Below are 21,834 nucleotides of genomic sequence, written 5' to 3'. Positions count from 1 at the left end.
ATCAGGCGAGCGGCGCAAAATGCTGGCGCTCGCCGCCGATGAACACGTCGAGGACGGAGAGATCCCCCGCGAGATGGACAAAATCGGCGCGCGAACCCGGCGCGATCCGGCCATGCGTGCGGTCGATGCCGAGGAACTGCGCCGGATAGAGCGAGGCCATGCGCAGCGTCTCGTCCAGGCCGATGCCGACCGTGCCGGTCATGAAGCGGATGGCGCCGACCATGTCGAGATCGGAGCCGGCCAGCGTGCCGTCGTCCAGCGTCAGCTTGCCGTTCTCGCGGGTGATGGTGCGGCCGTTGAGGTCGAACTCGGTCAGGGTCGTGCCGATCGTCGACATGGCGTCGGTGACGATGAAGATGCGTCCCGGGGCGCGCTTGGCGCGCAGTGCGTTGGCAATCGCCGCAGGATGGACATGCAGCCCGTCCGGGATGATGCCGCACCAGGCGTCGGCGCTGTCGAGCGCCGCGCCGACGACGCCGGGCGAACGATGGCCGAGCTGGCTCATGGCATTGAACAGGTGGGTGATGCCGCGCGCGCCGGCGTTGAACGCCGCCATCGCCGTCTCATAGGAGGCGTCGGAATGGCCGATGGCGACATGAACGCCGGCCGCCGTCAGCCGGGCGATCTGTGCCGGTGGCACGGTTTCGGCGGCGACCGTAGTCAATATATGCCGCAGCCCCGTCGAGATCAGCCGCTCCAGATCAGCCTCGTCCATCGCGCGGATGAAGGCGGGATTGTGCGCGCCCTTGCGGGCGATCGAGAGGTGCGGCCCCTCGATATGCAAACCAAGGCAACCCGGCACGCCGGCGGCGATGGCGTCGCGCGCGGCGGTGATCACGGCTTCGGTCACGGCGGGCGTGTCGGTGATCAGCGTCGGCAACAGCGCCGTGGTGCCGTAGCGTGCATGGGCGGTGCAGATGGTGCGGATGCCCTCGACCGTCGCAGCGCTGTTCAGCAGCGCGCCGCCGCCGCCATTGACCTGCGCGTCGACGAAGCCGGGCGCCAGCAGGCCGCCCTCCAGGTCGATCGTCGCCACGCCTTCCGGCAGGCCGCCGGGCCCGACGATATCGACGACCGTGCCGCCTTCGACAAGAACGGCGGCATCGCGGCGGCGCGTGGCGCCGTCGAACAATTCAGCGCCCCGATAGGCGGTCAGGTTCGGCATGGGCTCTTCCTGAAAATCCGTGTTGGCGGAATGGATAGCAAGGCCGGCAACGCGAGGCGCCGGCCTGTTGTTCTTCACCTCTCCGCCAGGGAGAGGTGAAGGAAGGCGAATCCGCCTAGACCGTCTCGGTCACCTTGTTGAGGCCGCGCGGCTTGTCGGGGTTGTAGCCCCGGGCGACAGCCACCGTCTCGGCGAAGCGGTAGAAGGAGAGGGCGATCGAAACCGGATCGGTCAGGGCATGGCCGGTGGGGGCGATCGGCAGGCGCGGGCCGGGGATCGCCGCGGCGGTGGCGGTGAACACCTTGGCGCCGCGCGCATGCAGCGCCGAGACGGTCGCGACCATGCTGGGCGATGCCGCGTCGTCGGGGATGAAGGCGATCAGCGGGAAGTTCTCATCGACCAGCGACACCGGGCCGTGCTGCAATTCGGCGCCGGAATAGGCCTCGGCATGCAGGATCGAGGTTTCCTTGAGCTTCAGCGCCGCTTCCTGGGCCACCGCGAAGCCGGGACCACGGCCGAGCGTATAGAGCGACGAGGCGTTGACGACCATGTCGCGCGCTTCGCTCCAGTCGCATTCGAGCGCGGCGTCGAGCTTGTCGGGCAGGGCGGCGATGGCGGCCCGCAGGGCTTCGTCCTGGCGCCATTCGGCGAGGATGGCGAGACCGGCGACCACCGAGGTGATGTAGGACTTGGTCGAGGCGACGCTCTTTTCCGGACCGGCGCGCAGCGGCACGAAGATGTCGGCCAGCGAAGCGAGCGGCGCGTCCTCGACATTGACGAGAGCGATGCTGGCGGCGCCGCCCTGCTTGGCGGCCTCGACCATGGCGAGCAGGTCCGGGCTCTTGCCGGATTGTGAAGTGGCGATGACCGCGCCGCCGGGCAGATGCAGCGGCGTCTTGTAGATCGAGGCGATCGAGGGGCCGAGCGAGGCGACCGGCACGCCGGTGGTGATCTCGCAGGCATATTTGAAGAAGGCGCTGGCATGATCGGACGAGCCGCGCGCCACGGTCACGATCACCTTGGGATCCAGGCTGCGCAGGCGCGCGCCGGCCTCGCGGATCGCATCGCCGGATTGCTCCAGCAGGCGGCGGACGGCGGCCGGGGCTTCGTCGATCTCGGCGCGCATCAAAGTCGTGGTCATCGTCGTGTTCCTCTTTCCAGCCCTAGCGCTGCGGCGCTTCGGTCAGGTTCAATTCGGCTACGAAATCATAGGCATCGCCGCGATAATGCGAGCGCGTGAACTCGACGATGCGGCCATCCGGCAAATAGGAGATGCGCTCGATCGCCAGCGCGGCGGAGCCGGCGGCGATGCCGAGCAGGCTGGCATCGGCGCTGCTGACATTCTCGGCGTTGAGGCGCTGCACGGCGCGCACCGGGCGCATGCCGACCGAGGTCAGCGCATCATACAGCGAGGTGGTCACGATCATCGGGTCGGGCAGGATCCGGGCCGGGATGACGGCGCGTTCGATCGCCATCGGCTCGTTGTCGGCGAGGCGCAGCCGGTGCAGGCGCGAAACACGCTCGGTCGGGGCGAGGCCGAGGATCATCGCCTCGGCCGAGGTCGGCATGCCGACGGAACGCTCGATCCAGCTTGCCGTGGGCACGAGGCCGCGGCTTTTCATATCCTCGGTGAACGAGGAGAGGCGGGACAGTGGCTGCTCGACGCGGCCGCCGCTGCGCGACACGAAGGTGCCGGAGCCGTGGCGCTGGCGCAGCACGCCATCGGCGACGAGGCCCTGGATCGCCTTGCGCACCGTGACGCGCGAGACGCCGAGCGAACTCGCCATGTCGCGCTCGGGCGGCAGCGCGGCGTTGGCCGGCAGCCGCCCATCCGAGATCGCGGCGCGGATCAGCGTCTGCAGGCGGAAATAGAGCGGGCCGCCTTCTTCGTCGGCGAGGTGGTCCGGCGCGAAGAGGAAATCGCTCATGCCGACACCCCGGCGGGAAGCAGCGTCGCGGCCAGGACCAGCGCGCCGTCGAGCGCATCGCCGGTGGGCGGCGCGACATGGGCGGCGATCCCGGGAGAGAGCCGCTCGGCATAGAGCGGCGCGAGGCCGCCCAGCAGGCTGATGCGCGCCGCGCCCAGTTCGACGAGCCGGTTCAGCGCCACTTCGATGTCGTGGGTGGCTTCCGCCAGCAGCGCCAAGGCGATGGCGTCGCCGGCCGCGGCGCGCTCGAACACCAGCGGGGCGAAGGTGCCGTAGTCTCGCGGCAGCGCCGTCTTGCAGAAGGTCACCATGCGGTCGGGCTTGCCGTCGAACTGCGCCAGCAGCGCATCCGTCAGGCCGGTCGACGGCACCAGCGCGTCATGCGCCAGCACGGACTGGCGCATGGCCCTATGGCCGAGCCAGGCGCCGCTGCCCTGGTCGCCGAGCTGGAAACCCCAGCCGCCGACCGTGACGAAGACGCCGCCGGTCTGGACGACATAGGCCGTGCCGGTGCCCAGAATGGCGATGGCGCCATTGCCGTCGGGATGGGCGCCGCGACAGGCGATCCAGGCATCCATTTCCAGCGCCGTGCGGGCGAAGGGGAGGTCGGAGGCGAGGAAGCGTTCGGAGAGATCCGGGATGTTGGCGCCGGCGAGGCCGAGGCCCACGAGGCAGCGGCCGAGATCCGCGCCGCTCAATCCCCCCGCGACCAGGGCGCCCTCGACGGCGGCGACGATGTTGTCCCGCGCCGTCTCGACGCCGGCCAGGATGTTGGCGGTGCCGGTGACGCATTCGCCGATCGGCGTGCCGTCGGGCCAGCGGGCGCGGGCCCGGCAGCGGGTTCCGCCACCGTCGATGCCCACCAGAATCAATTGACCAGCCCTTGCTATCGATCCGGACATGTCACCCGCTTCGAGCCGAAATGCGAGGTTGCAGGCCGCCGGAAGGCCCGATCCGGATGCCGCTATCGATAATACCAAATTGAATCCAGTTGGGAAGTCCGAATACCACTTCAGACCATGGTATCATGGTTCTTATGGGAGTAAAAATAAGGCAATAGGTATCATCTATTTGAATTTACTGGATTAAATCGATTTGCGTCGCTGCTCTTGGAAAAGTGGGGGCGAGTGTGGTCTTGCCGTCTGGACGCAATGGTACTTTGTTGGTATCGTTTCTCGATGACGTGAATGGGGGATGCTGGTTTCATGGCAATGCCGCGTACGGAAGTGGTGGAAGACCGCTTCGAGGGCATCGATCTCTGGCCGACCGCCGACGCGCTCGCCGCCCTGGCCGAAGGGCAGGTTCGCGGCGCCATGGCGGTCCGTGGCGCCATTCCCGCGCTCGCCGCCGCCGCCGAACGGGCGGCAGAATGCCTCGCCAGGGGAGGGCGCCTCGTTTATTTCGGCGCCGGATCCTCGGGCCTGCTCGCCCTGGTCGACGCGCTTGAAATCCCGCAGACCTTCAGCGTGCCGCAGAGCCAGATCCTGGTGCTGATGGCCGGCGGCATGGCGATGACCGAGACGCTGACCGGTGGGCCGGAGGATATCGCCGAACTCGGCGTTGCCGACATCGAGGCCGCACGGCTCGGACCCGACGATTGCGTCGTCGCGGCGTCCGCCAGCGGCTCGACCCCCTATACGGTCGCCGGCCTCGAAGCGGCGCGGAAGACGGGCGCCGCCACCGTGGCGATCGCCTGCAACGCCTCGGCGCCGCTGTTCGCCCATGCCCATATCGCCGTGTTCCTCGATTCCGGCCCGGAAGTGCTAGCGGGATCGACGCGGATGGCGGCGGGCACGGCGCAGAAGGCCGCCTTCAACATGCTCTCGACCATGATCGCCATCCGCCTCGGCCATGTGGTCGATGGGCAGATGGTCAATGTCCGCGCCGACAATGCCAAGCTGCGCGGCCGCGCCGCCCGCATCATCGCGCGGATCGCCAAAGTCGACGAGACATCCGGCATCGCGGCGCTGGATGCCGCCGATGGCGAGGTGAAGCCCGCCATCCTGATCGCGGCCGGGGCGGCGGATGCCGCCCGCGCCGAGGAACTGCTCGCAGCCCACAAGGGCAATCTCCGCGCGGCGCTCGCTGCGCTTGGGACACGCGAAACCGCATAACCCGATGCGGCCGCACCAACGCGGCGGCACGGACCAGAGAGGAGTCATTTCATGAACAATCTCAGGAAGACCCTGCTTGCGACGACGGTCGCGGCGATCGGCGCGAGCTTCGCGGCCCCGGCCTTCGCCGAGGACGTCACGCTGACGATCGAAAGCTGGCGCAATGACGATCTGCCGATCTGGCAGGAGAAGCTGATCCCGGCCTTCGAGGCCAAGCATCCCGGCATCAAGCTGAACTTCGCCCCGTCCGCGCCGACCGAATATGACGCGGCGCTCGGCGCCAAGCTCGACGCGGGCTCGGCCGGCGACATCATCACCTGCCGTCCGTTCGACAAGTCGCTGGCGCTGTTCCAGAAGGGCCAGCTCGCTTCGCTGAACGACGTCGACGGCATGGACAAGTTCTCGTCCGTCGCCAAGTCCGCCTGGATCACCGATGACGGCAAGGATGCGTTCTGCGTGCCCGTCGCCGCCGTGATCCATGGCTTCATCTACAACAAGGAAGCCTTCGACAAGCTGGGCATCGCCGTGCCGCAGACCGAAGACGAATTCTTCGCTGCGCTCGAGAAGATCAAGGCCGACGGCACCTATATCCCGCTCGCCATGGGCACCAAGGATCTCTGGGAAGCCGCCACCATGGGCTACCAGAACATCGGCCCGAACTACTGGAAGGGTGAAGAGGGCCGTCTCGCCCTGATCGCCGGCAAGCAGAAGCTGACCGATCCGCAGTGGGTCGAGCCCTTCGAGACGCTCGCCAAGTGGGCGCCCTATATGGGCGACGGCTTCGAGGCCCAGACCTATCCGGACAGCCAGAACCTGTTCACGCTCGGCCGCGCCGCCATCTATCCGGCCGGCTCGTGGGAAATCTCGGGCTTCAACCAGCAGGCCCAGTTCAAGATGGGCGCGTTCCCGCCGCCGGTGAAGAAGGCCGGCGACGAGTGCTACATCTCCGACCACACCGATCTCGCGATCGGCATGAACGCCAAGACGGCGCATCCGGAACAGGCGAAGCAGTTCCTCGCTTGGGTCGCGTCGCCCGAGTTCGCCGAGATCTACGCCAACGCGCTGCCGGGCTTCTTCAGCCTGTCCTCGACGCCGGTGAAGATGCAGGACCCGCTGGCCGAGGAGTTCGTCTCCTGGCGCGAGAAGTGCAAGCCGACGATCCGCTCGACCTACCAGATCCTGTCGCGCGGCACGCCGAACCTCGAGAACGAGACCTGGACGGAATCGGCCAATGTGATCAACGGCACGGACACGCCGCAGGTCGCCGCCGAGAAGCTGCAGAAGGGCCTCGACGCCTGGTACAAGCCGGCCGCGCAGTAAGGGACCAAGGCCCTCACCCCGACCCTCTCCCTTGAACGGGAGAGGGGGCGCCACCGATCGGTCTCCGGGCTGATGCGAGGCGCCGGACGAAAAGCCCTCGCCCGCCTGCGGGAGAGGGTGGGGTGAGGGGCTTTCTTCGAGACCGACGTTCCGGACGCCGCATGCGCCCGGAACGCTTTCCAAGCCGCGAAAGAGATGGCCCGGGATGACCACGATCGATGCTACCGACGCCGTCGCCAAGCGCCCCGTTCGCTGGCATATCGCCGTATTCCTGGCGCCGGCCGTCCTGATCTACACCGCCGTGATGATCCTGCCGCTGATCGAGACGCTGCGGCTGTCGCTGTTCAACGTCCAGGACGGCCAGTCGATCTTCGTCGGCTTCGACAATTTCAAGGTGCTGTTCGGCGATGACCGCTGGTCGGTCTCGTTCTGGAACGCGCTGAAGAACAATCTCGTCTTCTTCGTCATCCACATGCTGGTGCAGAACCCGATCGGCATCGCGCTGGCGGCGCTGCTGTCCCTGCCGGTCCTGCGCCTGCGCGGCTTCTATCGCACCGCGATCTTCCTGCCGACCATCCTCTCCTTCGTCATCGTCGGCTTCATCTGGAAGCTGATCCTGTCGCCGATCTGGGGCGTCGCGCCCTTCCTGATGGATCTGGTCTGGCTGAAGCCGTTCTTCGGGCCCTGGCTCGGCAAACCCGGCAGCGCGCTGATCACGGTGTCGCTGGTCTCCGTGTGGCAGAACATCGGCATCCCGATGATGCTGATCTATGCGGCGCTGCTGTCGATCCCGGACGAGGTGATCGAGGCGGCGGAATGCGACGGCGTCACCGGCTGGGCCCAGTTCTTCAAGATCAAGCTGCCGCTGATCCTGCCGACCATCGGCATCGTCTCGATCCTGACCTTCGTCGGCAATTTCAACGCCTTCGACCTTGTCTACACCATGCAGGGGGCGCTGGCCGGGCCGGACGGATCGACCGACATTCTCGGCACCTTCCTCTATCGCACCTTCTTCGGCTTCCAGCTGCAGGTCGGCGATCGCTCGATGGGCGCGACCATCGCCACGGTGATGTTCCTGATCATCCTGGCCGGCGTCAGCCTCTATCTCTTCGTCATCCAGCGGCGCATCCGCCGCTACCAGTTCTGAGGCGGGCCATGTCGAAAGCACGTTCTTCGTTCGCCCGTTCCGGCTTCGTCCATCTGGCGCTTGGCGGCTACACCCTGCTGGCGCTGTTCCCGATCTTCCTGGTCATCGCCAACTCGTTCAAGACGCGCGCCGGGATCTTTTCCGCGCCGCTTCAGCTCCCCAACGCCACCACCTTCAGCTGGATCGGCTACCAGACGGTGCTGAAGCAGGGTGACTTCCTCGGCTATTTCCAGAACAGCCTGATCGTCACCATCGTCTCGATCTTCCTGGTGCTGCTGTTCGGCGCGATGGCCGCCTTCGCGTTGTCGGAATACCGCTTCCGCGGCAATCTGATGATGGGCCTCTACCTGGCGCTCGGCATCATGATACCGATCCGGCTCGGCACGGTGGCGATCCTGCAGGGTATGGTCGCGACCGGCCTCGTCAACACGCTGACGGCGCTGATCCTGGTCTATACGGCGCAGGGCCTGCCGCTCGCGGTATTCATCCTGTCGGAATTCATGCGCAACGTCTCGGACGATCTGAAGAATGCCGGCCGGGTCGATGGCCTCTCCGAATACACGATCTTCTACCGCCTGGTGCTGCCGCTGGTGCGGCCCGCCATGGCGACGGTCGCCGTCTTCACCATGATCCCGATCTGGAACGACCTCTGGTTCCCGCTGATCCTGGCGCCGAGCGAGGCGACCAAGACGGTGACGCTGGGCGCGCAGATGTTCATCGGCCAGTACGTCACCAACTGGAACGCCGTGCTGTCGACGCTGTCGCTGGCGATCCTGCCGGTGCTGGTCCTCTATTTGATCTTCTCGCGCCAGTTGATCCGCGGCATCACCGCCGGCGCGGTGAAGTGACTCTTGCGCCGGAATCCGGCCCGTTCTCTCTGATGGCAGGTTGCTGACCCATGACACGTCCCCTTCGCGTTTTCGTCGCCGGCCTCGGTCAGATGGGGCGCAGCCATGCGCTGGCCTATCACGCCAATCCGGGCTTCGAGATCGTCGGCATGTACAACCGCTCCGCGGTCGACCTGCCGGAGGAACTGACCGCCTATCCGCGCGTCGAGAGCTTCGAGGCGGGGCTGGCGCTGAAGCCGGATGTCGTTTCCGTCAACACCTATACCGACAGCCACGCGCCCTTCGCGATCGCGGCGATGGAAGCGGGGGCGCATGTCTTCGTCGAGAAGCCGCTGGCGGCCAGCGCCGCCGAGGCGCGTTCGGTCGTCGAGGCGGCCAAGCGGACGGGCAGGAAGCTCGTCATCGGCTACATCCTGCGCCATCACCCGTCCTGGATCGGCTTCATCGCCAAGGCGCGCGAGCTCGGCCCGCCCTTCGTCATGCGCATGAATCTGAACCAGCAGTCGTCGGGTCCGAGCTGGCACATCCACAAGCAGCTGATGCAGACGACGTCGCCGCTTGTGGATTGTGGCGTCCATTATGTCGATGTCATGTGCCAGATCACCGACGCCCGGCCGGTCGAGGTTCGCGGCATGGGCGTGCGTCTCTCGAGCGAGATCGCAGAGACGCAGGTCAATTACGGTCATCTGCAGGTGATCTTCGAGGATGGCTCGGTCGGCTGGTACGAGGCCGGCTGGGGCCCGATGATCTCCGAGACCGCTTTCTTCGTGAAGGACGTCATGAGCCCGAAGGGCGCCGTCTCGATCGTCATGGATGAGGGCGCGAAGTCGGACGATGTCGACACCCACACCAAGACGGCGCGCATCCGCGTCCATCATTCCGAACTCAAGGCGGATGGTTCGTTCGAGCGCGCCGATGAGTGGTTCTCGACCGAGGATGAGCCGGGCCACCAGGCGCTTTGCGACCGCGAGCAGGCCTATCTGCTGAAGGCGATCCGCGACGATATCGACCTGACCCGCCACATGCAGGACGCCATCACCTCGCTGGAAATCGCGCTGGCCGCCGAGGTAAGCATGCGCGAGGGCAGGGTGGTGAGGCTGTGACCTGGCATATCGACAGAGTTTTCCTGGGCCGCCGCTCAGCCAACGATCACGAAGGATAAGCCCGTGAGCGCACTGACCCTCCAGAACGTCACCAAGCGCTTCGGATCGACCGACGTCATCCGCGGCGTCGATCTCGAGGTCGCCGAGGGCGAGTTCGTCGTCTTCGTCGGCCCGTCAGGCTGCGGAAAGTCGACGCTGCTGCGCATCATCGCGGGCCTCGAGGACCAGACCTCCGGCCATGTGACGATTGCCGGAAAGAATGTCGACGTGACGCCGCCGGCGAAGCGCGGCATCGCCATGGTGTTCCAGAGCTACGCGCTCTATCCGCACCTGACGGTGAAGGGCAACATGGGCCTGGCGCTGAAGCAGGAGGGCGTCGAGAAGAGCGAGATCGAGCGCCGGATCGCGGCCGCTGCCAAGATGCTGCATCTCGACACGCTGCTCGACCGCCGGCCGTCCGAGCTTTCCGGCGGCCAGCGCCAGCGCGTCGCCATCGGCCGCGCCATCGTGCGCCAGCCAAAACTGTTCCTGTTCGACGAGCCGCTGTCCAATCTTGACGCGGCGCTTCGCGTCAACACGCGCATCGAGATCGCCAATCTGCACCGCCTGCTGGGCGGAACCATGATCTATGTGACGCATGACCAGGTCGAGGCGATGACGCTGGCCGACAAGATCGTCGTCCTGAGCGCCGGCAAGATCGAGCAGGTCGGCCGCCCGATCGATCTCTACAACAAGCCGGCCAATCTGTTCGTCGCCGGCTTCATCGGTTCGCCGAAGATGAATTTCCTCACCGGCGCGCCAGCGGAAAAGCTGGGCGCCACGACGATCGGCATCCGGCCTGAGCACGTTCGCATCGTGCCGACCGGCGGCAATTGGGAAGGCAAGGTCAGCCATCTCGAGAAGCTCGGATCCGACACCTTCGTCTATGTCGCCGTCGAAGGCGCCGACATGGTGACGGTCCGCATCGTCGGCCAGGAGGATTTCGAGGTCGGGGCGACCGTCGGCCTCGCGGCCGACGAGGCGCATATCCACCGCTTCGACAAGGATGGCCGGGCGATTTGAGGCTGCGCCTGAACCCTCCCCTCGAGGGAGGGCCAAGACCGCGCTTGCGGTCTTGGGGAGGGAGCTTTTTTCGAGCCACCAATGCAGTAAGCACGATACCCCCTCCCGAAAACGCGAAGCGCGTTTTCGACCTCCCCTCAAGGGGGAGGTTCAAGAAGGAGGATGGCTGGGACCATTGTGTCCTGTTCTGCCGACAGGGTGAGGGGCTTCCTACCCCTTTCCGGACCCTCCGCCCCTTGCACGGAACCGGCCCCCGGTGCGAGTGTCGCGCGGAATCGGACTGGCGGGTGACATGACCAAGAACATCGTAATCATCGGCGGCGGCCATGCTGGCGCACAGGCTGCGGCGAGCCTCCGCTCGGACGGGTTTGACGGCAATGTCACGCTCGTTTCGGCCGAACGCGAAATCCCCTATCACCGCCCGCCGCTCTCGAAGGGTTTCATCAAGGCGGAGGACGACGAGCTGCAGGAACTGCGCCCGGCCGCCTTCTACGAGAAGAACGCCGTCGACCTGGTGCTGGGTTCGGAAGTGACCGCCATCGACCGCGATGCCGGATTGGTGCGCCTCGGCGCTGAGAGCCTGCCCTTCGACGGGCTGGTGCTGGCGACCGGCGCGCGCGTCCGTGTGCCGCCGGTTCCGGGCATCGATCTCGAAAACATCTTCCTGCTGCGCACCGCCGAGGATGCGCGCCGGCTTAAGCGGCGCTTCGCGCTGGCGAGGGATGTCGTCGTGGTTGGCGGCGGCTTCATCGGCCTGGAGCTGGCCGCGACCGCGCGCCTGCTCGGCAAGACCGTGACGGTGCTGGAAGCCGCGCCGCGGCTGATGGGCCGCGTCGTCGCGCCGGCAATTTCGAGCTATTTCCTCGACCTGCACCGCGCCATGGGCACGACGATCCGGTTGGAGACGCCGGTCCACGGCATCATCGGCGAGAACGGGCAGGCCGTCGCCGTCGAGACGCTGACGGGCGAGCGCATCCCCGCCGACACGGTGATCGTCGGCGTCGGCGTGGTGCCGAACGTCGAACTCGCCGAGGCTGCCGGCCTGCATGTCGCTAACGGCATCGTCGTCGACGAGGCGATGCGCACCTCCGATCCGCGCATCGTCGCCGCCGGCGACGCGGTGTCGTTCCATCATTGGGCGCTGGGTCGCTCGGTGCGGCTCGAAAGCGTGCAGAACGCCGTCGACCAGGCGAAGACCGGCGTCGCGGCGCTGCTCGGCAAGGGCGAAGCCTTTCGCGCCGTGCCTTGGTTCTGGTCGGATCAGGGCGACGCCAAGCTGCAGATGGTCGGGCTTTCCAACGACGCCAATTCGAGCGTCCTGCGCGGCAGGCCCGAGGATGGCTCGTTCTCGGTGTTCCACTACCGCGATGACGATCTGGTCGCGATCGACTCGGTCAACCGCGCCGGCGATCACATGCTGGGCCGCCGCATGCTGGGCTCGGGTTTCCAGCTCGACAAGGCCGTGGCGGCCGATGAAAGCGTGGATCTGAAAAAGCTGGTTCTGGCCGGCTGAGGGAGCCGGCCTATCTGACGCCGCCCCCGGTTTCATGCTAGGTTTTGCGACAGACGGTAGCTTGTCGCAACGCTTTGCTCATGAGGGCGCGCATGTCCAACACGCTGCATTCCACGTCTGGCGGCCCCTCGCTTCCCAAGGGGCCGACCGAAGGTCCGCTGACGGTCGAGGAGCTGCAGCTCGCGGCGCGCAACCACGCCATGCCGCTCGAGGCGCTCCGCTACGACATCACGCCGGCGGGCCTGCATTACCTGCTGATCCATTTTGATATTCCGCTGATCGATCCCGCCGACTGGCGGCTATCGATCGAGGGAGCCGTCGCGCGCCGCCTTGAGCTTTCCCTGGACGACATCCGGTCGCGGCCCCGCGTGTCGCTGCCGGTGACGCTTGAATGCGCCGGCAATGGCCGTTCGCGGCTGCACCCACGGCCGGTCAGCCAACCCTGGGTGACGGAGGCGGTTGGCACGGCGCTGTGGACCGGCACGCCGCTTTCCGGCCTGCTGGCGGAGGCTGGTGTTCGCGACGACGCCGTCGACATCGTCTTCACCGGCGCCGACCATGGTTTCGAGAAGGGCGAAGAACTGGACTATGCCCGCAGCCTGCCGGTCGGCTATGCCAACCGGCAGGAAATCCTGCTTGCGTATGAGATGAACGACCAGCCCTTGCTGCCGCAGCACGGCTTCCCGCTGCGCCTGCTGGTGCCGGGCTGGTACGGCATGGCCAGCGTCAAATGGCTGAGCCGGATCGAGGCGGTGAACCGCCCGTTCCAGGGTTACTATCAGGCGATCAACTACCATTATCGAAGCAGCCCGGACGATCCCGGCGTGCCGGTGCAGCGCATCCGGCCGCGCGCGCTGCTGGTGCCGCCGGGCGATCCGGATTTTCTGACGCGCAAGCGCACGCTGGGCGCCGGGCCGTGCCGGATCGAGGGGCGGGCCTGGTCGGGCGAGGCGCCGATCGAACGGGTGGAGTTCGGGGCCGATGGCGGCTGGACCGCGGCGGATCTGGATGCTCCGCAGGGGGAATTCGCCTGGCGGCGCTGGACCTGCCTCTGGGATGCCGAGCCGGGCGAGCACGTGCTTTCCTGCCGGGCGATCGATGCCGCCGGCAATATCCAGCCGATCGAGCCGAACTGGAACTGGTTCGGCGTCGGCAACAACATGGCGCAGGCCATTCCCGTCACCGTGCGCTGAGACGCGCGCACACAAGGGCTCGCGGCCGTCCAGCGCACACGTCTCGGTTGCCTCTCCCTCAACGCGGGGTGAAATCGGGCGTCCCTTGCCGGACGCCCGTCGTCACTGCGCCGAAGCCAGGGCCGGCAGCGGCTTGTCGGCGGTGTCGATCCTGACGATCACCGACATGCCGGGGCGCAGATCCGCCGCCGCGGGCTGGCCGCCATCGATCTCGATGCGCAGCGGAATGCGCTGGGCGATCTTGGTGAAGTTGCCCGTGGCGTTGTCGGGCTTGAGCACGCTGAACTCCGAACCGGCGGCGGGCGCGATCTGCGACACGCGGCCGTTCAGCTCGACGTCGCCGAGACCGTCCACCGTAAAGGTGACGGGCTGGCCGACTTCGACATGGGCGAGCTGGGTTTCCTTGAAATTTGCGATGACCCAGGTCTTCGAGGGCGTGATCGAGGTCAGCTGTGTGCCGGCGGCTGCATATTGTCCGAGCCGGGCCGCGACCTCGCCCAGCCTGCCGTCGACGGGGGCGACGATGCGGGTATTGCCCAGGTTGATCCGGGCGAGTTCGACCGCCGCCTCGGCGCCGGCCACGGCAGCTTCGAGCGAGCTTTTCCCGGCATCGACCAGAGCGAGGTTCTGCTCGGCGATCTTCACCGAAGCTTCCGCCTGCGCGACCGTCGACTGCGCCTGCAGCCGGGCGACGCGGGTCTGGTCGCCGGAGGACTGGGTCGAGAAGCCGCGATCAACCAGCGTGCCCGTGCGCTTGTCGTCGAGCTCGGCCTTCTCCAATCCCGCCTGCGCGCTTTGCAGCTGCGCCTTGGCGAGGTCGAGGCTTGCCTGCCTGGCGAGGCGGTTCTCGGCGAAATTGGCGAGCGCCGCCTGTTGCTGGACGAGGGTTGCCTCGGCCTGGGCCAGTTGCTGGCGATAGATGCGGTCGTCGATCTGGACGAGCAGGTCGCCCTTCTTGACGCTCATATAGTCCTGCGCCGGGACGGCGACGACGTAGCCGGGGATCTGCGGGCTGAGCAGCGTCACCTGGCCTTTGACATAGGCGTTGTTGGTGGTCTGCACCGACGAGGCGAAGGGCGGCAGCTGCCAGGAATAGAGCACAAGCAGTACGCCGAGAATGCCGACGGCGAGCGCGGCGAGGGTGGTTCTGGATTTGAAGATCGACTGGATCTGCATGATGAACACTCGATTCTGATAGCCGTCAGGCCGGGGCGAGGGCGGCGAGGCGGTTGGTGCGATAGCGGACATAGGCGGTGTGGGCGGCCAGCAGGGCGATGCCGGCCAGCGCGACGTAGAAGATCAGCAGGAACATGTCCTGGTAGGCGAGGATGCTCGCCTCCTGGCTGGCCAGCTTGCCGAGCGTGACGACGCCTTCCGCGTTCTGCAGCGCCGGATCCGGCAGTACCCTGGAATAGGCGGCGCCATAGGCGCGGATGCGCTGGACGACCAGCGGATCCTGCAAGGTCAGGTGTTCGACGATGACGCTCGAATGGAATTTCTCGCGCATCGTCTGGAAGGTCCCGAGAATGGCCGAGGCGAGGATGCCGCCCATGCTCTGGGTGCCGAGGAAGACGACGAGGAAGCTCAGTATGCCCATCGGCCCCTTGGCGATTGCCTTGCCGAAGCCCACGAGCAGCGCGGGCGGCAGGAACAACGCGCCGGCGAACGCGACCATGGCCTGGCTGACATAGAACTGCTCGGGCCGGGTCAGGTTGGTGACGCGCGAATCGAGCCAGGCGGCGACGGCGATCAGGATCAGCGCCGCCAGATGCAGGCGCGGCCCGTTGGCCGGGCTGATGACGCAGGCGGTGAACAGATAGCCCGCCAGCGTTGCCGCCAGGATGACCGTGAACAGGGGGATCAGCTGTTCGTTCTGCATGCCGATCGAGCTGAACAGGCCGATGGCGCCAACCGACTGTTCGGACAGCAGGAAGCGGAACAGCAGGAGCGAGCCCGTCAGCGTCAGCATGTCGAAGGAGGACAGCCAGCGCAGGTCGATGATCGGATGGGCGCGATGCCATTCGATGATGACGACGAGGGTCAGCGAGGCGATAGCCACGGCGAGCAGCACGCCGATCCAGGGCGCTTCGAACCACCAGTAGAGCCTACCGACCGAAAGGATGATGGCGGTCGAGCCGAAGCCGGCTGCGATCAGCGGAAAGCTGATCCAGTCCTCGCGATCGAACACCTTCACCCGCGGGGGATGGGTGATCGGCAGGATGTAGATGACAGCAAGGCTCAGCATCGCGAGGCCCGCCTCGATCAGATAGAGCCCGTGCCAGTCGCCGAGCTCCAGCAGGTCCGGCGAGATCACGCGGGCGATGGGCACGGCCAGCTGGCCGCCCAGTACGCCGAAGGTGACGCCCAGCGTCAGCTTGCGGGCCGGCGGCAGCCATTCGAGCATGTAGTAGAAGGCAAGCGTCGAGAGCGGCGCGGCCGCGATCCCCATCACGGCGCGCACGGCCAGCGCCGAGCGCAGATCGTTGCTGAACAGGTGGGCGATGGTGACCAGCGCGTAGATGGTGAGGCCGATCTCGGCGAAGCGGCGCAGGCCGAACTGGGTCCGCACCTTGTAGAGCAGCATCGTGCCGGTGATGTTGGTGGCCATGTAGGCGGCGGTCAGCCAGGCGATCTCGATCTGGGTGGCGTGCAGCGGACCCTGCAGGCCCGTCAGATTGGCGCTGACGAGATTGAGGCCGAGGCCCTGCGTCAGGCCAAGCAGGAGCGAGGCGCCGGCGTAGATCGCGGCGCGCAGGGGCGGCATCGGCACGAAGGCGGGCGCGGCCGGAGGGGCCGGTGGGGCGACGGCGGCGGGCTTCTGGACGGGAACGGGTTTCGGCTCCGCCCGGGCTTCTGCCTCGGGCCGCGGCGCCAGGGCGATCGCGTGGCTCATGATATCGGCTCGGCTTCCGTTTCCCTGGCGAGCGCCCGGCCGAGATTGTCGGACAGAGCCATCAAAACCCGTTCCGCCACGTCGATGTCCTCAGGCGGAATTCCCTCCAGCAGGTGCTCGCTCAGCGTATCGGTCATGCGCAGAACGCGCTCGCCGACGGCCTGGCCCTCCGCCGTCAGGACCACCGCCTTGGCGCGGCGGTCGCCCGGCAGCGGCTGGCGCTGGACGTGACCCGACTGTTCGAGACCATCGAGCAGTCGCACGATGGTGGGATGCTCGACTTCCAGCACGTCGGTGAGCTCCGACTGGGTGACGACATGCGACGCCGACACCAGGTGCAGCATCAGCCGGCCGCGCGACAGCGTCAGGTCGAGCGTCTTCAATTCGGCATCGAAACAGGTGCGCATGGCGCGGCTCGCCTGCGATAGCCGCCCCAGGAACGTCTTGGGCCGATTTTCATAGCTTACCATAACAGTCGCCTCGTACATTGTATTAAGATACATATATGGCGTGCCTTACGATTTGTCGAGAGGCTCTGCCGGGCACGGAGACGTGGACGATCGGGCGGTGGATCGGGCCGCCCGTTGACAACGGGGGGCCGCATGCAGGCATTTCGCCCCGATCAAACTATCGACTGAATTGTCGGCGATGATGATTCTCGTCACCATCTTCCGTCTGCCGCTGGGATGCGCCCCTGATGCCCAAGTTCTATTTCGACGCGACCCAGCCCCTGCGGTGGGGGCCGCATCCCCCGGTGGGCATTCCGCGCGTCGAGAGCGCGCTGATCCGCCAGGTGCTGCGCCGCAAGGACCTCGACGTCGTGTTCTACATGGTCGAGAACAGCGGCAAGGCGCGGATGCTGACGGCGGTGGAACTGCGCTATCTCGAAACCCTGGTCGAGCGCCGCATCCCCTTCATCGAAGGCGTCGGCGACGCGTCGTTCCCGAGCCGGGTCAAGACCGTCTATCGCGTGATCCAGGCCAGCGGCGGCTCGGCCGGGCGCGAGCTGGATCGCGTGTCGGCCGCCTATCTGGCCAATCGATCGAGCCGCTCCGGCCTGCCGTTCGAGCTTGCGAAACTCGGCATCCGGATTTGCAAGCTCGTCTTCGCGGCCCGCACCGCGAGGGGCGGTCCCGGCGCGGATCCGCTGTCCGATCCCGACGCGCTGTGCTTCCTGTCGAATACCGGGCTGCATTCGATTGCCGGACACCGTTCGACCGAGGTGCGGGCGAAGGTTTCCGCGATCCTGCATGACACGATCCCGCTCGACATGCCCGATCTGGTGCACAAGGGGCATGCCACGTCCTTCGCCCGCGACTTCCGGTGGATGCAGGCATGGTGCAGCCAGCTAGTCTGCGTCTCGGAATATTCGGCCCGGACGACCCGGGCGGGCCTGGAGGGGGAGCGCCGGCCGAAGGTCTCCGTCAACCCGCTGGGTTCGTTCCTGCGCGAGGGGCTGGCAGGGCGCGCGCCCGAGCCGGTGGAAGCGCTGGTCGGCGCGAGTTTTGCCATCTATTGCTCGACGATCGAGATCCGCAAAAACCACATCACGCTTCTGCGGGCCTGGGAACGCCTGATGCCGCTGCTCGGCGACCGCATGCCGCAACTCGTCCTCTGTGGCCGTTGGGGCTGGATGGTGGAGGAGGTCGAGCAGTATCTGGCCGAGCATCCCGAACTGTCGGCCAAGGTGTCGTTCCTCTCCGGCATCAGCGATCCCCAATTGGCGTGGCTGTATCAGAACGCCCGGTTCGGCGTGTTCCCCTCGCTCGCCGAAGGCTGGGGCCTCGGCGCGGCCGAGTGCCTTGATTTCGGCCTGCCGGTTCTGATTTCCGATGCGCCGGCCCTCGCGGAGGCGACGCAGGGCCTGATGCCGGTCATCCCGGCGCGCGATCTCGAAGGCTGGATCGCGGCGGTCGAGCGGGCGGCGACCGACGACGAATGGCTGGCGACCCTGCGATCGGCGATCGCGGCGCGCTATCGTCCGACGTCCGAAGCCGAGTTCGCGGCCGGCCTGCTGGCGCTGATGGAGCAACTCCCTGCCTCGGACGGCGCGGGCGCCGCCTTCGGGCCGGCGCCCGTCGCTTCCCTTGGCGGCGAAGTCGCCTACCCGGCGGCGATCTAGTTTTTCAACCCCGCCTTCCGGTGCCTCGGGATGGCGCCAGTCCGGCGTCCACTATCCGGGCGCGGCGTCACGCGCGTTGCCCCTTGGCAGCGCATCGACTAGAAGAGCGGCAACCTAATCCCTACATCCTGCCTCTTTGGCGAAGAGGGCCTTCGGAGCGAATTTATGGCGCGGCAGTTTATCTATTTCATGCAAGGTCTGACCAAGACCTATGTGGGCGGCAAGAAGGTCCTGGAGAACGTCCATCTCTCCTTCTATCCCGACGCCAAGATCGGCGTGCTCGGCCCGAACGGCTCGGGTAAGTCGACCCTCCTGAAGATCATGGCCGGGATGGACAAGGATTTCTCGGGCGAGGCCTGGGTGGCGCAGGGCGCCACCGTCGGCTACCTCGCGCAGGAGCCGAAGATCGACCCGACCAAGAACGTGTTCGAGAACGTCATGGAAGGCGTCGCCAAGAAGAAGGCGATCGTCGACCGCTACAATGACCTGATGATGAACTACTCCGACGAGACCGCGGAGGAGGGCGCCAAGCTCCAGGACATCATCGACAGCCAGAACCTCTGGGACCTCGAGAGCCAGGTCGAGATGGCGATGGACGCATTGCGCTGCCCGCCCAGCGACGCCTCGGTGGAAAACCTCTCTGGTGGTGAGAAGCGCCGCATCGCGCTCTGCCGCCTGCTGCTCGAGCAGCCCGACCTGTTGCTCCTCGACGAGCCGACCAACCATCTCGACGCCGAGTCGATCAACTGGCTGGAAGGGCATCTGCGCGATTATCCCGGCGCCATCCTGATCGTCACCCACGATCGCTACTTCCTCGACAACGTGACGGGCTGGATCCTCGAGCTCGATCGCGGCCGTTCGATTCCGTACGAAGGCAACTACTCCGCCTATCTGGAGAAGAAGGCCAAGCGCATGGAGCAGGAGGGTCGCGAGGACATGACCCACATGAAGGCGATCGAGCGGGAGCGCCAGTGGATCCAGCAGTCGCCCAAGGCCCGCCAGTCCAAGTCGAAGGCCCGTATCAAGGCCTATGACGAGTTGGTCGAGCGCGCAGAGGGCAAGTCGCTGCAGACGGCGCAGATCGTCATTCCGGTCGGCGAGCGCCTGGGCGACAAGGTCATCGAGGTCGAGAACCTGTCGAAGAGCTATGGTGATCGCCTGCTGATCGACAATCTCTCGTTCAAGCTGCCGCCCGGCGGCATCGTCGGCGTGATCGGCCCGAACGGCGCCGGCAAGTCGACCCTGTTCAAGATGATCACCGGCGAGGAGAAGCCCGATTCCGGCTCGATCTCGCTCGGCGACACGGTCCAGCTCGGCTACGTCAACCAGGGCCGCGACGACCTCGGCTCGAACAAGACCGTCTGGGAAGAAATCTCCGGCGGCGCCGAAGTGTTCTATCTCGGCAAGAAGGAAGTGAACACACGCGCCTATGCCGGCGCGTTCAACTTCAAGGGCGGCGACCAGCAGCAGAAGGTCGGCACGCTTTCGGGCGGCCAGCGCAACCGCGTTCACCTCGCCAAGCTGCTGAAGGACGCCAACAACGTCATCCTGCTCGACGAACCGACCAACGACCTCGACACCGAAACCCTGGCCGCGCTGGAAGAGGCGCTCGAGGATTTCGCCGGTTGCGCCGTGATCATCTCGCATGATCGCATGTTCCTCGACCGTCTCGCGACCCACATCCTCGCTTTCGAAGGCGACAGCCATGTCGAGTGGTTCGAGGGCAATTTCGCGGAATATGAGGAAGACAAGAAGCGTCGCCTCGGCAACGATGCGATCATGCCGCACCGGATCAAGTACAAGAAGCTGACGCGCTAATCGCTTCGGCGTCTGGTTGATACGGGCGGGTCGGTCCTATCCTTTCGGATAGGCGGATCCGCCCGTTTCCTTTTGGGCGGCCCGGAAACGGGCCTCGGGAGATGCGGCATGGTGCAAAAGGTGATCGGACTGATCGGCGGCCTGAGCTGGGAAAGCTCGGCCGAATATTACCGCATCCTCAACGAGGCGGTGCGCGACCGGCTCGGCGGCCTGCATTCGGCCCGCATCCTGATGTGGTCGTTCGATTTCGCCGAGATCGAGGCGCTGCAGCATGTCGGGCGCTGGGACGAGGCGACAAGGTTGATGATCGACGCCGCCCGCCGGCTCGAACGCGGCGGCGCCGATTTCGTGCTGATCGCGTCCAACACCATGCACCGCATGGCGGCTGACGTGCAGGCGGCGATCGATATTCCGCTGCTGCACATCGCCGACCCGACCGCGGAGCGGATCCGGGCGGCGGGCCTCACCCGCGTCGGCCTGCTCGGCACCGCCTTCACCATGGAGCAGGATTTCTACAAGGGCCGGCTTGCCAGCGAGCATGGCCTGGAGGTTCTCGTGCCCGACGAGGCCGACCGTGCCGCGGTGCATCGCATCATCTATGAGGAGCTGGTGCAGGGGCGCGTCAAGCCGTCGTCGCGCGAGGCCTATCGCGCCGTGATGGCCCGGCTGGCCGAGCGCGGCGCCGAGGCGATCATCCTCGGCTGCACCGAGATCATGCTTCTGGTCGGGGCCGAGGACAGCCCCGTGCCGCTCTACGACACGACCACGATCCACGCCGAGGCGGCGGTGGAGCGGGCGCTCGCCCAAGGCTGAGACCTCAGGCCGGCAGCACGATCGAGCGGTCGACCTCGTCGCGCTCGGCGGACTCCAGCGCCGCGAAGATGGCGTGGCGGTCGTCGAAGCGGTGGATGGCGAGCCGGTGCTGGCGGCCGATGCCTTGCGGCCAGTGCGGCGGGATCGGATCGCCCTTGGCCGTCGCCCAGCCGAAATCGACCAGGGTCAGGCGCCCGTCGCGCACCATCAGGTTGTCGCACTTGATGTCGTTGTGGCAGCAGCCGACCGAGGTCAGCGCCGCCAGGATCGTCTCGGCCTGCTCGCGCCAGTCGGCCGGCAGGTTGTAGTGGCGTGTCGGCTCGCCGACATAGTCCATGCGCAGCAGGCCCGGAATATGCCCCAGCAGCTTCGGCACGACGCCGGTCGGCGCCATGGCGGTGAGCCAGCGGATTTCCCGGCCCTCGATGCCGTGCTCGATGAAGCGGGCGAGCTTCTTGTGCACTTCCAGCCGGTTGAGGTCGATGCGAACCGTCGAGCTGGAATGCTGGTCGAAGTGGATCTCGTAGAGATTCGACGTCCGGGGATCGTGGAAATAGGCGATCTTAGCGGCGGCCGGGCTGGCCGAGCAACTGACCGATTGCGCCCCGTCCTGGGCATCATGCCGATGCAGCACGGTTCGACCCGGCTCCACGGCGGCGAGATAGTCCAGAAGGGCCGGCGGCAGGGGAGGGCATCGATCGTTCATCGCAACGGTCGTAGCCATTTTCGCGGCAATGTCGATCGAATGTGTTGCTGCGCTGCCGAAGACAGGGCGTGACGCACTGCAAATCGCTG

Annotated in this window: 19 protein-coding genes; 11 read left to right on the top strand and 8 right to left on the bottom strand. The window is 66.5% G+C overall.

The annotated features are described in order from the left end of the window. Position 1 precedes the first annotated feature (1 nt). The 4 genes from nagA to OSH10_RS01065 all read right to left on the bottom strand — a co-directional run bounded on the left by nagA (position 2) and on the right by OSH10_RS01065 (position 3,995). Positions 2 to 1,165, bottom strand: coding sequence for an N-acetylglucosamine-6-phosphate deacetylase (nagA, locus tag OSH10_RS01080; RefSeq protein ID WP_266329601.1), 1,164 nt, complete (start codon positions 1,163 to 1,165; stop codon positions 2 to 4). A 115-nt stretch (positions 1,166 to 1,280) separates the two neighbouring features. After that, the gene (locus OSH10_RS01075; protein ID WP_266329600.1) at positions 1,281 to 2,306 is read right to left on the bottom strand and encodes an SIS domain-containing protein; all 1,026 of its coding nucleotides are present in this window, start codon (positions 2,304 to 2,306) and stop codon (positions 1,281 to 1,283) included. Between the two features lie 22 nt (positions 2,307 to 2,328). After that, complete coding sequence (locus OSH10_RS01070) at positions 2,329 to 3,093, bottom strand: GntR family transcriptional regulator (RefSeq protein WP_266329599.1); 765 nt, start codon at positions 3,091 to 3,093, stop codon at positions 2,329 to 2,331. Further along, the gene (locus tag OSH10_RS01065; RefSeq protein WP_266329597.1) at positions 3,090 to 3,995 is read right to left on the bottom strand and encodes a BadF/BadG/BcrA/BcrD ATPase family protein; all 906 of its coding nucleotides are present in this window, start codon (positions 3,993 to 3,995) and stop codon (positions 3,090 to 3,092) included. Before OSH10_RS01065 ends, OSH10_RS01070 begins: the two co-directional genes overlap by 4 nt. 303 nt (positions 3,996 to 4,298) lie before the next feature. Between OSH10_RS01065 and OSH10_RS01060 the strand changes: the two genes are divergently transcribed. From OSH10_RS01060 to OSH10_RS01025, 8 genes are all read left to right on the top strand, one after another. Next, entirely contained in the window at positions 4,299 to 5,207 is a 909-nt protein-coding gene (locus OSH10_RS01060; protein ID WP_266329596.1) for an N-acetylmuramic acid 6-phosphate etherase, read from the top strand. 51 nt (positions 5,208 to 5,258) lie between these two features. Then, on the top strand, positions 5,259 to 6,527 hold the full coding sequence (locus tag OSH10_RS01055; RefSeq protein ID WP_266329595.1) for an ABC transporter substrate-binding protein: 1,269 nt from the start codon (positions 5,259 to 5,261) through the stop codon (positions 6,525 to 6,527). 205 nt (positions 6,528 to 6,732) lie between these two features. Continuing rightward, complete coding sequence (locus OSH10_RS01050; protein ID WP_266329594.1) at positions 6,733 to 7,674, top strand: carbohydrate ABC transporter permease; 942 nt, start codon at positions 6,733 to 6,735, stop codon at positions 7,672 to 7,674. An 8-nt stretch (positions 7,675 to 7,682) separates the two neighbouring features. Further along, positions 7,683 to 8,522: a carbohydrate ABC transporter permease gene (locus tag OSH10_RS01045; protein ID WP_266329593.1), complete on the top strand. Its 840-nt coding sequence runs from the start codon at positions 7,683 to 7,685 to the stop codon at positions 8,520 to 8,522. Positions 8,523 to 8,572: 50 nt separating this feature from the next. Further along, entirely contained in the window at positions 8,573 to 9,625 is a 1,053-nt protein-coding gene (locus tag OSH10_RS01040) for a Gfo/Idh/MocA family protein (protein WP_266329592.1), read from the top strand. A gap of 63 nt (positions 9,626 to 9,688) precedes the next feature. Further along, positions 9,689 to 10,687 carry an ABC transporter ATP-binding protein gene (locus OSH10_RS01035; protein ID WP_266329591.1) on the top strand — a complete coding sequence of 333 codons (999 nt, stop codon included), beginning with the start codon at positions 9,689 to 9,691 and terminating at the stop codon, positions 10,685 to 10,687. A 292-nt stretch (positions 10,688 to 10,979) separates the two neighbouring features. After that, entirely contained in the window at positions 10,980 to 12,200 is a 1,221-nt protein-coding gene (locus OSH10_RS01030) for an NAD(P)/FAD-dependent oxidoreductase (protein WP_266329590.1), read from the top strand. Between the two features lie 92 nt (positions 12,201 to 12,292). Further along, positions 12,293 to 13,393, top strand: coding sequence for a sulfite oxidase (locus tag OSH10_RS01025; protein ID WP_266329589.1), 1,101 nt, complete (start codon positions 12,293 to 12,295; stop codon positions 13,391 to 13,393). A gap of 102 nt (positions 13,394 to 13,495) precedes the next feature. Here OSH10_RS01025 and OSH10_RS01020 read toward each other — a convergent pair whose 3' ends face one another. From OSH10_RS01020 to OSH10_RS01010, 3 genes are read right to left on the bottom strand one after another with little or no spacing between them, the layout of a single operon-like run. Further along, positions 13,496 to 14,569: an HlyD family secretion protein gene (locus OSH10_RS01020; RefSeq protein WP_266329588.1), complete on the bottom strand. Its 1,074-nt coding sequence runs from the start codon at positions 14,567 to 14,569 to the stop codon at positions 13,496 to 13,498. A 25-nt stretch (positions 14,570 to 14,594) separates the two neighbouring features. Beyond that, positions 14,595 to 16,286 (bottom strand): MFS transporter, encoded by a 1,692-nt coding sequence (locus tag OSH10_RS01015; protein WP_266329587.1) that lies wholly within the window; start codon positions 16,284 to 16,286, stop codon positions 14,595 to 14,597. Beyond that, the gene (locus tag OSH10_RS01010) at positions 16,283 to 16,756 is read right to left on the bottom strand and encodes a MarR family winged helix-turn-helix transcriptional regulator (RefSeq protein WP_266329586.1); all 474 of its coding nucleotides are present in this window, start codon (positions 16,754 to 16,756) and stop codon (positions 16,283 to 16,285) included. Before OSH10_RS01010 ends, OSH10_RS01015 begins: the two co-directional genes overlap by 4 nt. 227 nt (positions 16,757 to 16,983) lie before the next feature. Here OSH10_RS01010 and OSH10_RS01005 point away from each other — a divergent pair, with 227 nt between their 5' ends. From OSH10_RS01005 to OSH10_RS00995, 3 genes are all read left to right on the top strand, one after another. Continuing rightward, a complete protein-coding gene (locus OSH10_RS01005; protein WP_266329584.1) occupies positions 16,984 to 18,408 on the top strand; it encodes a glycosyltransferase in 1,425 nt (474 codons plus the stop codon). Between the two features lie 165 nt (positions 18,409 to 18,573). Next, positions 18,574 to 20,226 carry an energy-dependent translational throttle protein EttA gene (gene ettA, locus OSH10_RS01000; RefSeq protein ID WP_266329583.1) on the top strand — a complete coding sequence of 551 codons (1,653 nt, stop codon included), beginning with the start codon at positions 18,574 to 18,576 and terminating at the stop codon, positions 20,224 to 20,226. 108 nt (positions 20,227 to 20,334) lie between these two features. Then, positions 20,335 to 21,039, top strand: a complete 705-nt coding sequence (locus OSH10_RS00995) for an aspartate/glutamate racemase family protein (protein WP_266329582.1) — start codon at positions 20,335 to 20,337, stop codon at positions 21,037 to 21,039. A gap of 4 nt (positions 21,040 to 21,043) precedes the next feature. Here the strand turns inward: OSH10_RS00995 and OSH10_RS00990 are convergent, their stop codons facing one another. Beyond that, on the bottom strand, positions 21,044 to 21,763 hold the full coding sequence (locus OSH10_RS00990) for a protein kinase family protein (RefSeq protein WP_266329581.1): 720 nt from the start codon (positions 21,761 to 21,763) through the stop codon (positions 21,044 to 21,046). Between the last annotated feature and the right edge of the window lie 71 nt (positions 21,764 to 21,834).

The sequence above is a fragment of the Kaistia defluvii genome (assembly GCF_026343955.1).
Classification (GTDB): Bacteria; Pseudomonadota; Alphaproteobacteria; order Rhizobiales; family Kaistiaceae; genus Kaistia; species Kaistia defluvii.
Note: the sequence above shows the minus strand (reverse complement) of the source record. Positions and strands in the feature narration are given on the sequence as shown.

What these genes read in the sequence shown, in the direction of transcription:
- OSH10_RS01045 (WP_266329593.1), top strand. Translation starts at nt 7,683, where the DNA reads ATGTCGAAAGCACGTTCTTCGTTCGCCCGTTCCGGCTTCGTCCATCTG.
- OSH10_RS01010 (WP_266329586.1), bottom strand. Translation starts at nt 16,756, where the DNA reads ATGGTAAGCTATGAAAATCGGCCCAAGACGTTCCTGGGGCGGCTATCG.
- OSH10_RS01050 (WP_266329594.1), top strand. Translation starts at nt 6,733, where the DNA reads ATGACCACGATCGATGCTACCGACGCCGTCGCCAAGCGCCCCGTTCGC.
- OSH10_RS01070 (WP_266329599.1), bottom strand. Translation starts at nt 3,093, where the DNA reads ATGAGCGATTTCCTCTTCGCGCCGGACCACCTCGCCGACGAAGAAGGC.
- OSH10_RS01005 (WP_266329584.1), top strand. Translation starts at nt 16,984, where the DNA reads ATGCCCAAGTTCTATTTCGACGCGACCCAGCCCCTGCGGTGGGGGCCG.
- OSH10_RS00990 (WP_266329581.1), bottom strand. Translation starts at nt 21,763, where the DNA reads ATGGCTACGACCGTTGCGATGAACGATCGATGCCCTCCCCTGCCGCCG.
- OSH10_RS01015 (WP_266329587.1), bottom strand. Translation starts at nt 16,286, where the DNA reads ATGAGCCACGCGATCGCCCTGGCGCCGCGGCCCGAGGCAGAAGCCCGG.
- OSH10_RS01040 (WP_266329592.1), top strand. Translation starts at nt 8,573, where the DNA reads ATGACACGTCCCCTTCGCGTTTTCGTCGCCGGCCTCGGTCAGATGGGG.
- OSH10_RS01020 (WP_266329588.1), bottom strand. Translation starts at nt 14,569, where the DNA reads ATGCAGATCCAGTCGATCTTCAAATCCAGAACCACCCTCGCCGCGCTC.
- OSH10_RS01055 (WP_266329595.1), top strand. Translation starts at nt 5,259, where the DNA reads ATGAACAATCTCAGGAAGACCCTGCTTGCGACGACGGTCGCGGCGATC.
- OSH10_RS01065 (WP_266329597.1), bottom strand. Translation starts at nt 3,995, where the DNA reads ATGTCCGGATCGATAGCAAGGGCTGGTCAATTGATTCTGGTGGGCATC.
- nagA (WP_266329601.1), bottom strand. Translation starts at nt 1,165, where the DNA reads ATGCCGAACCTGACCGCCTATCGGGGCGCTGAATTGTTCGACGGCGCC.
- OSH10_RS01025 (WP_266329589.1), top strand. Translation starts at nt 12,293, where the DNA reads ATGTCCAACACGCTGCATTCCACGTCTGGCGGCCCCTCGCTTCCCAAG.
- OSH10_RS01075 (WP_266329600.1), bottom strand. Translation starts at nt 2,306, where the DNA reads ATGACCACGACTTTGATGCGCGCCGAGATCGACGAAGCCCCGGCCGCC.
- ettA (WP_266329583.1), top strand. Translation starts at nt 18,574, where the DNA reads ATGGCGCGGCAGTTTATCTATTTCATGCAAGGTCTGACCAAGACCTAT.
- OSH10_RS01060 (WP_266329596.1), top strand. Translation starts at nt 4,299, where the DNA reads ATGGCAATGCCGCGTACGGAAGTGGTGGAAGACCGCTTCGAGGGCATC.
- OSH10_RS01030 (WP_266329590.1), top strand. Translation starts at nt 10,980, where the DNA reads ATGACCAAGAACATCGTAATCATCGGCGGCGGCCATGCTGGCGCACAG.
- OSH10_RS00995 (WP_266329582.1), top strand. Translation starts at nt 20,335, where the DNA reads ATGGTGCAAAAGGTGATCGGACTGATCGGCGGCCTGAGCTGGGAAAGC.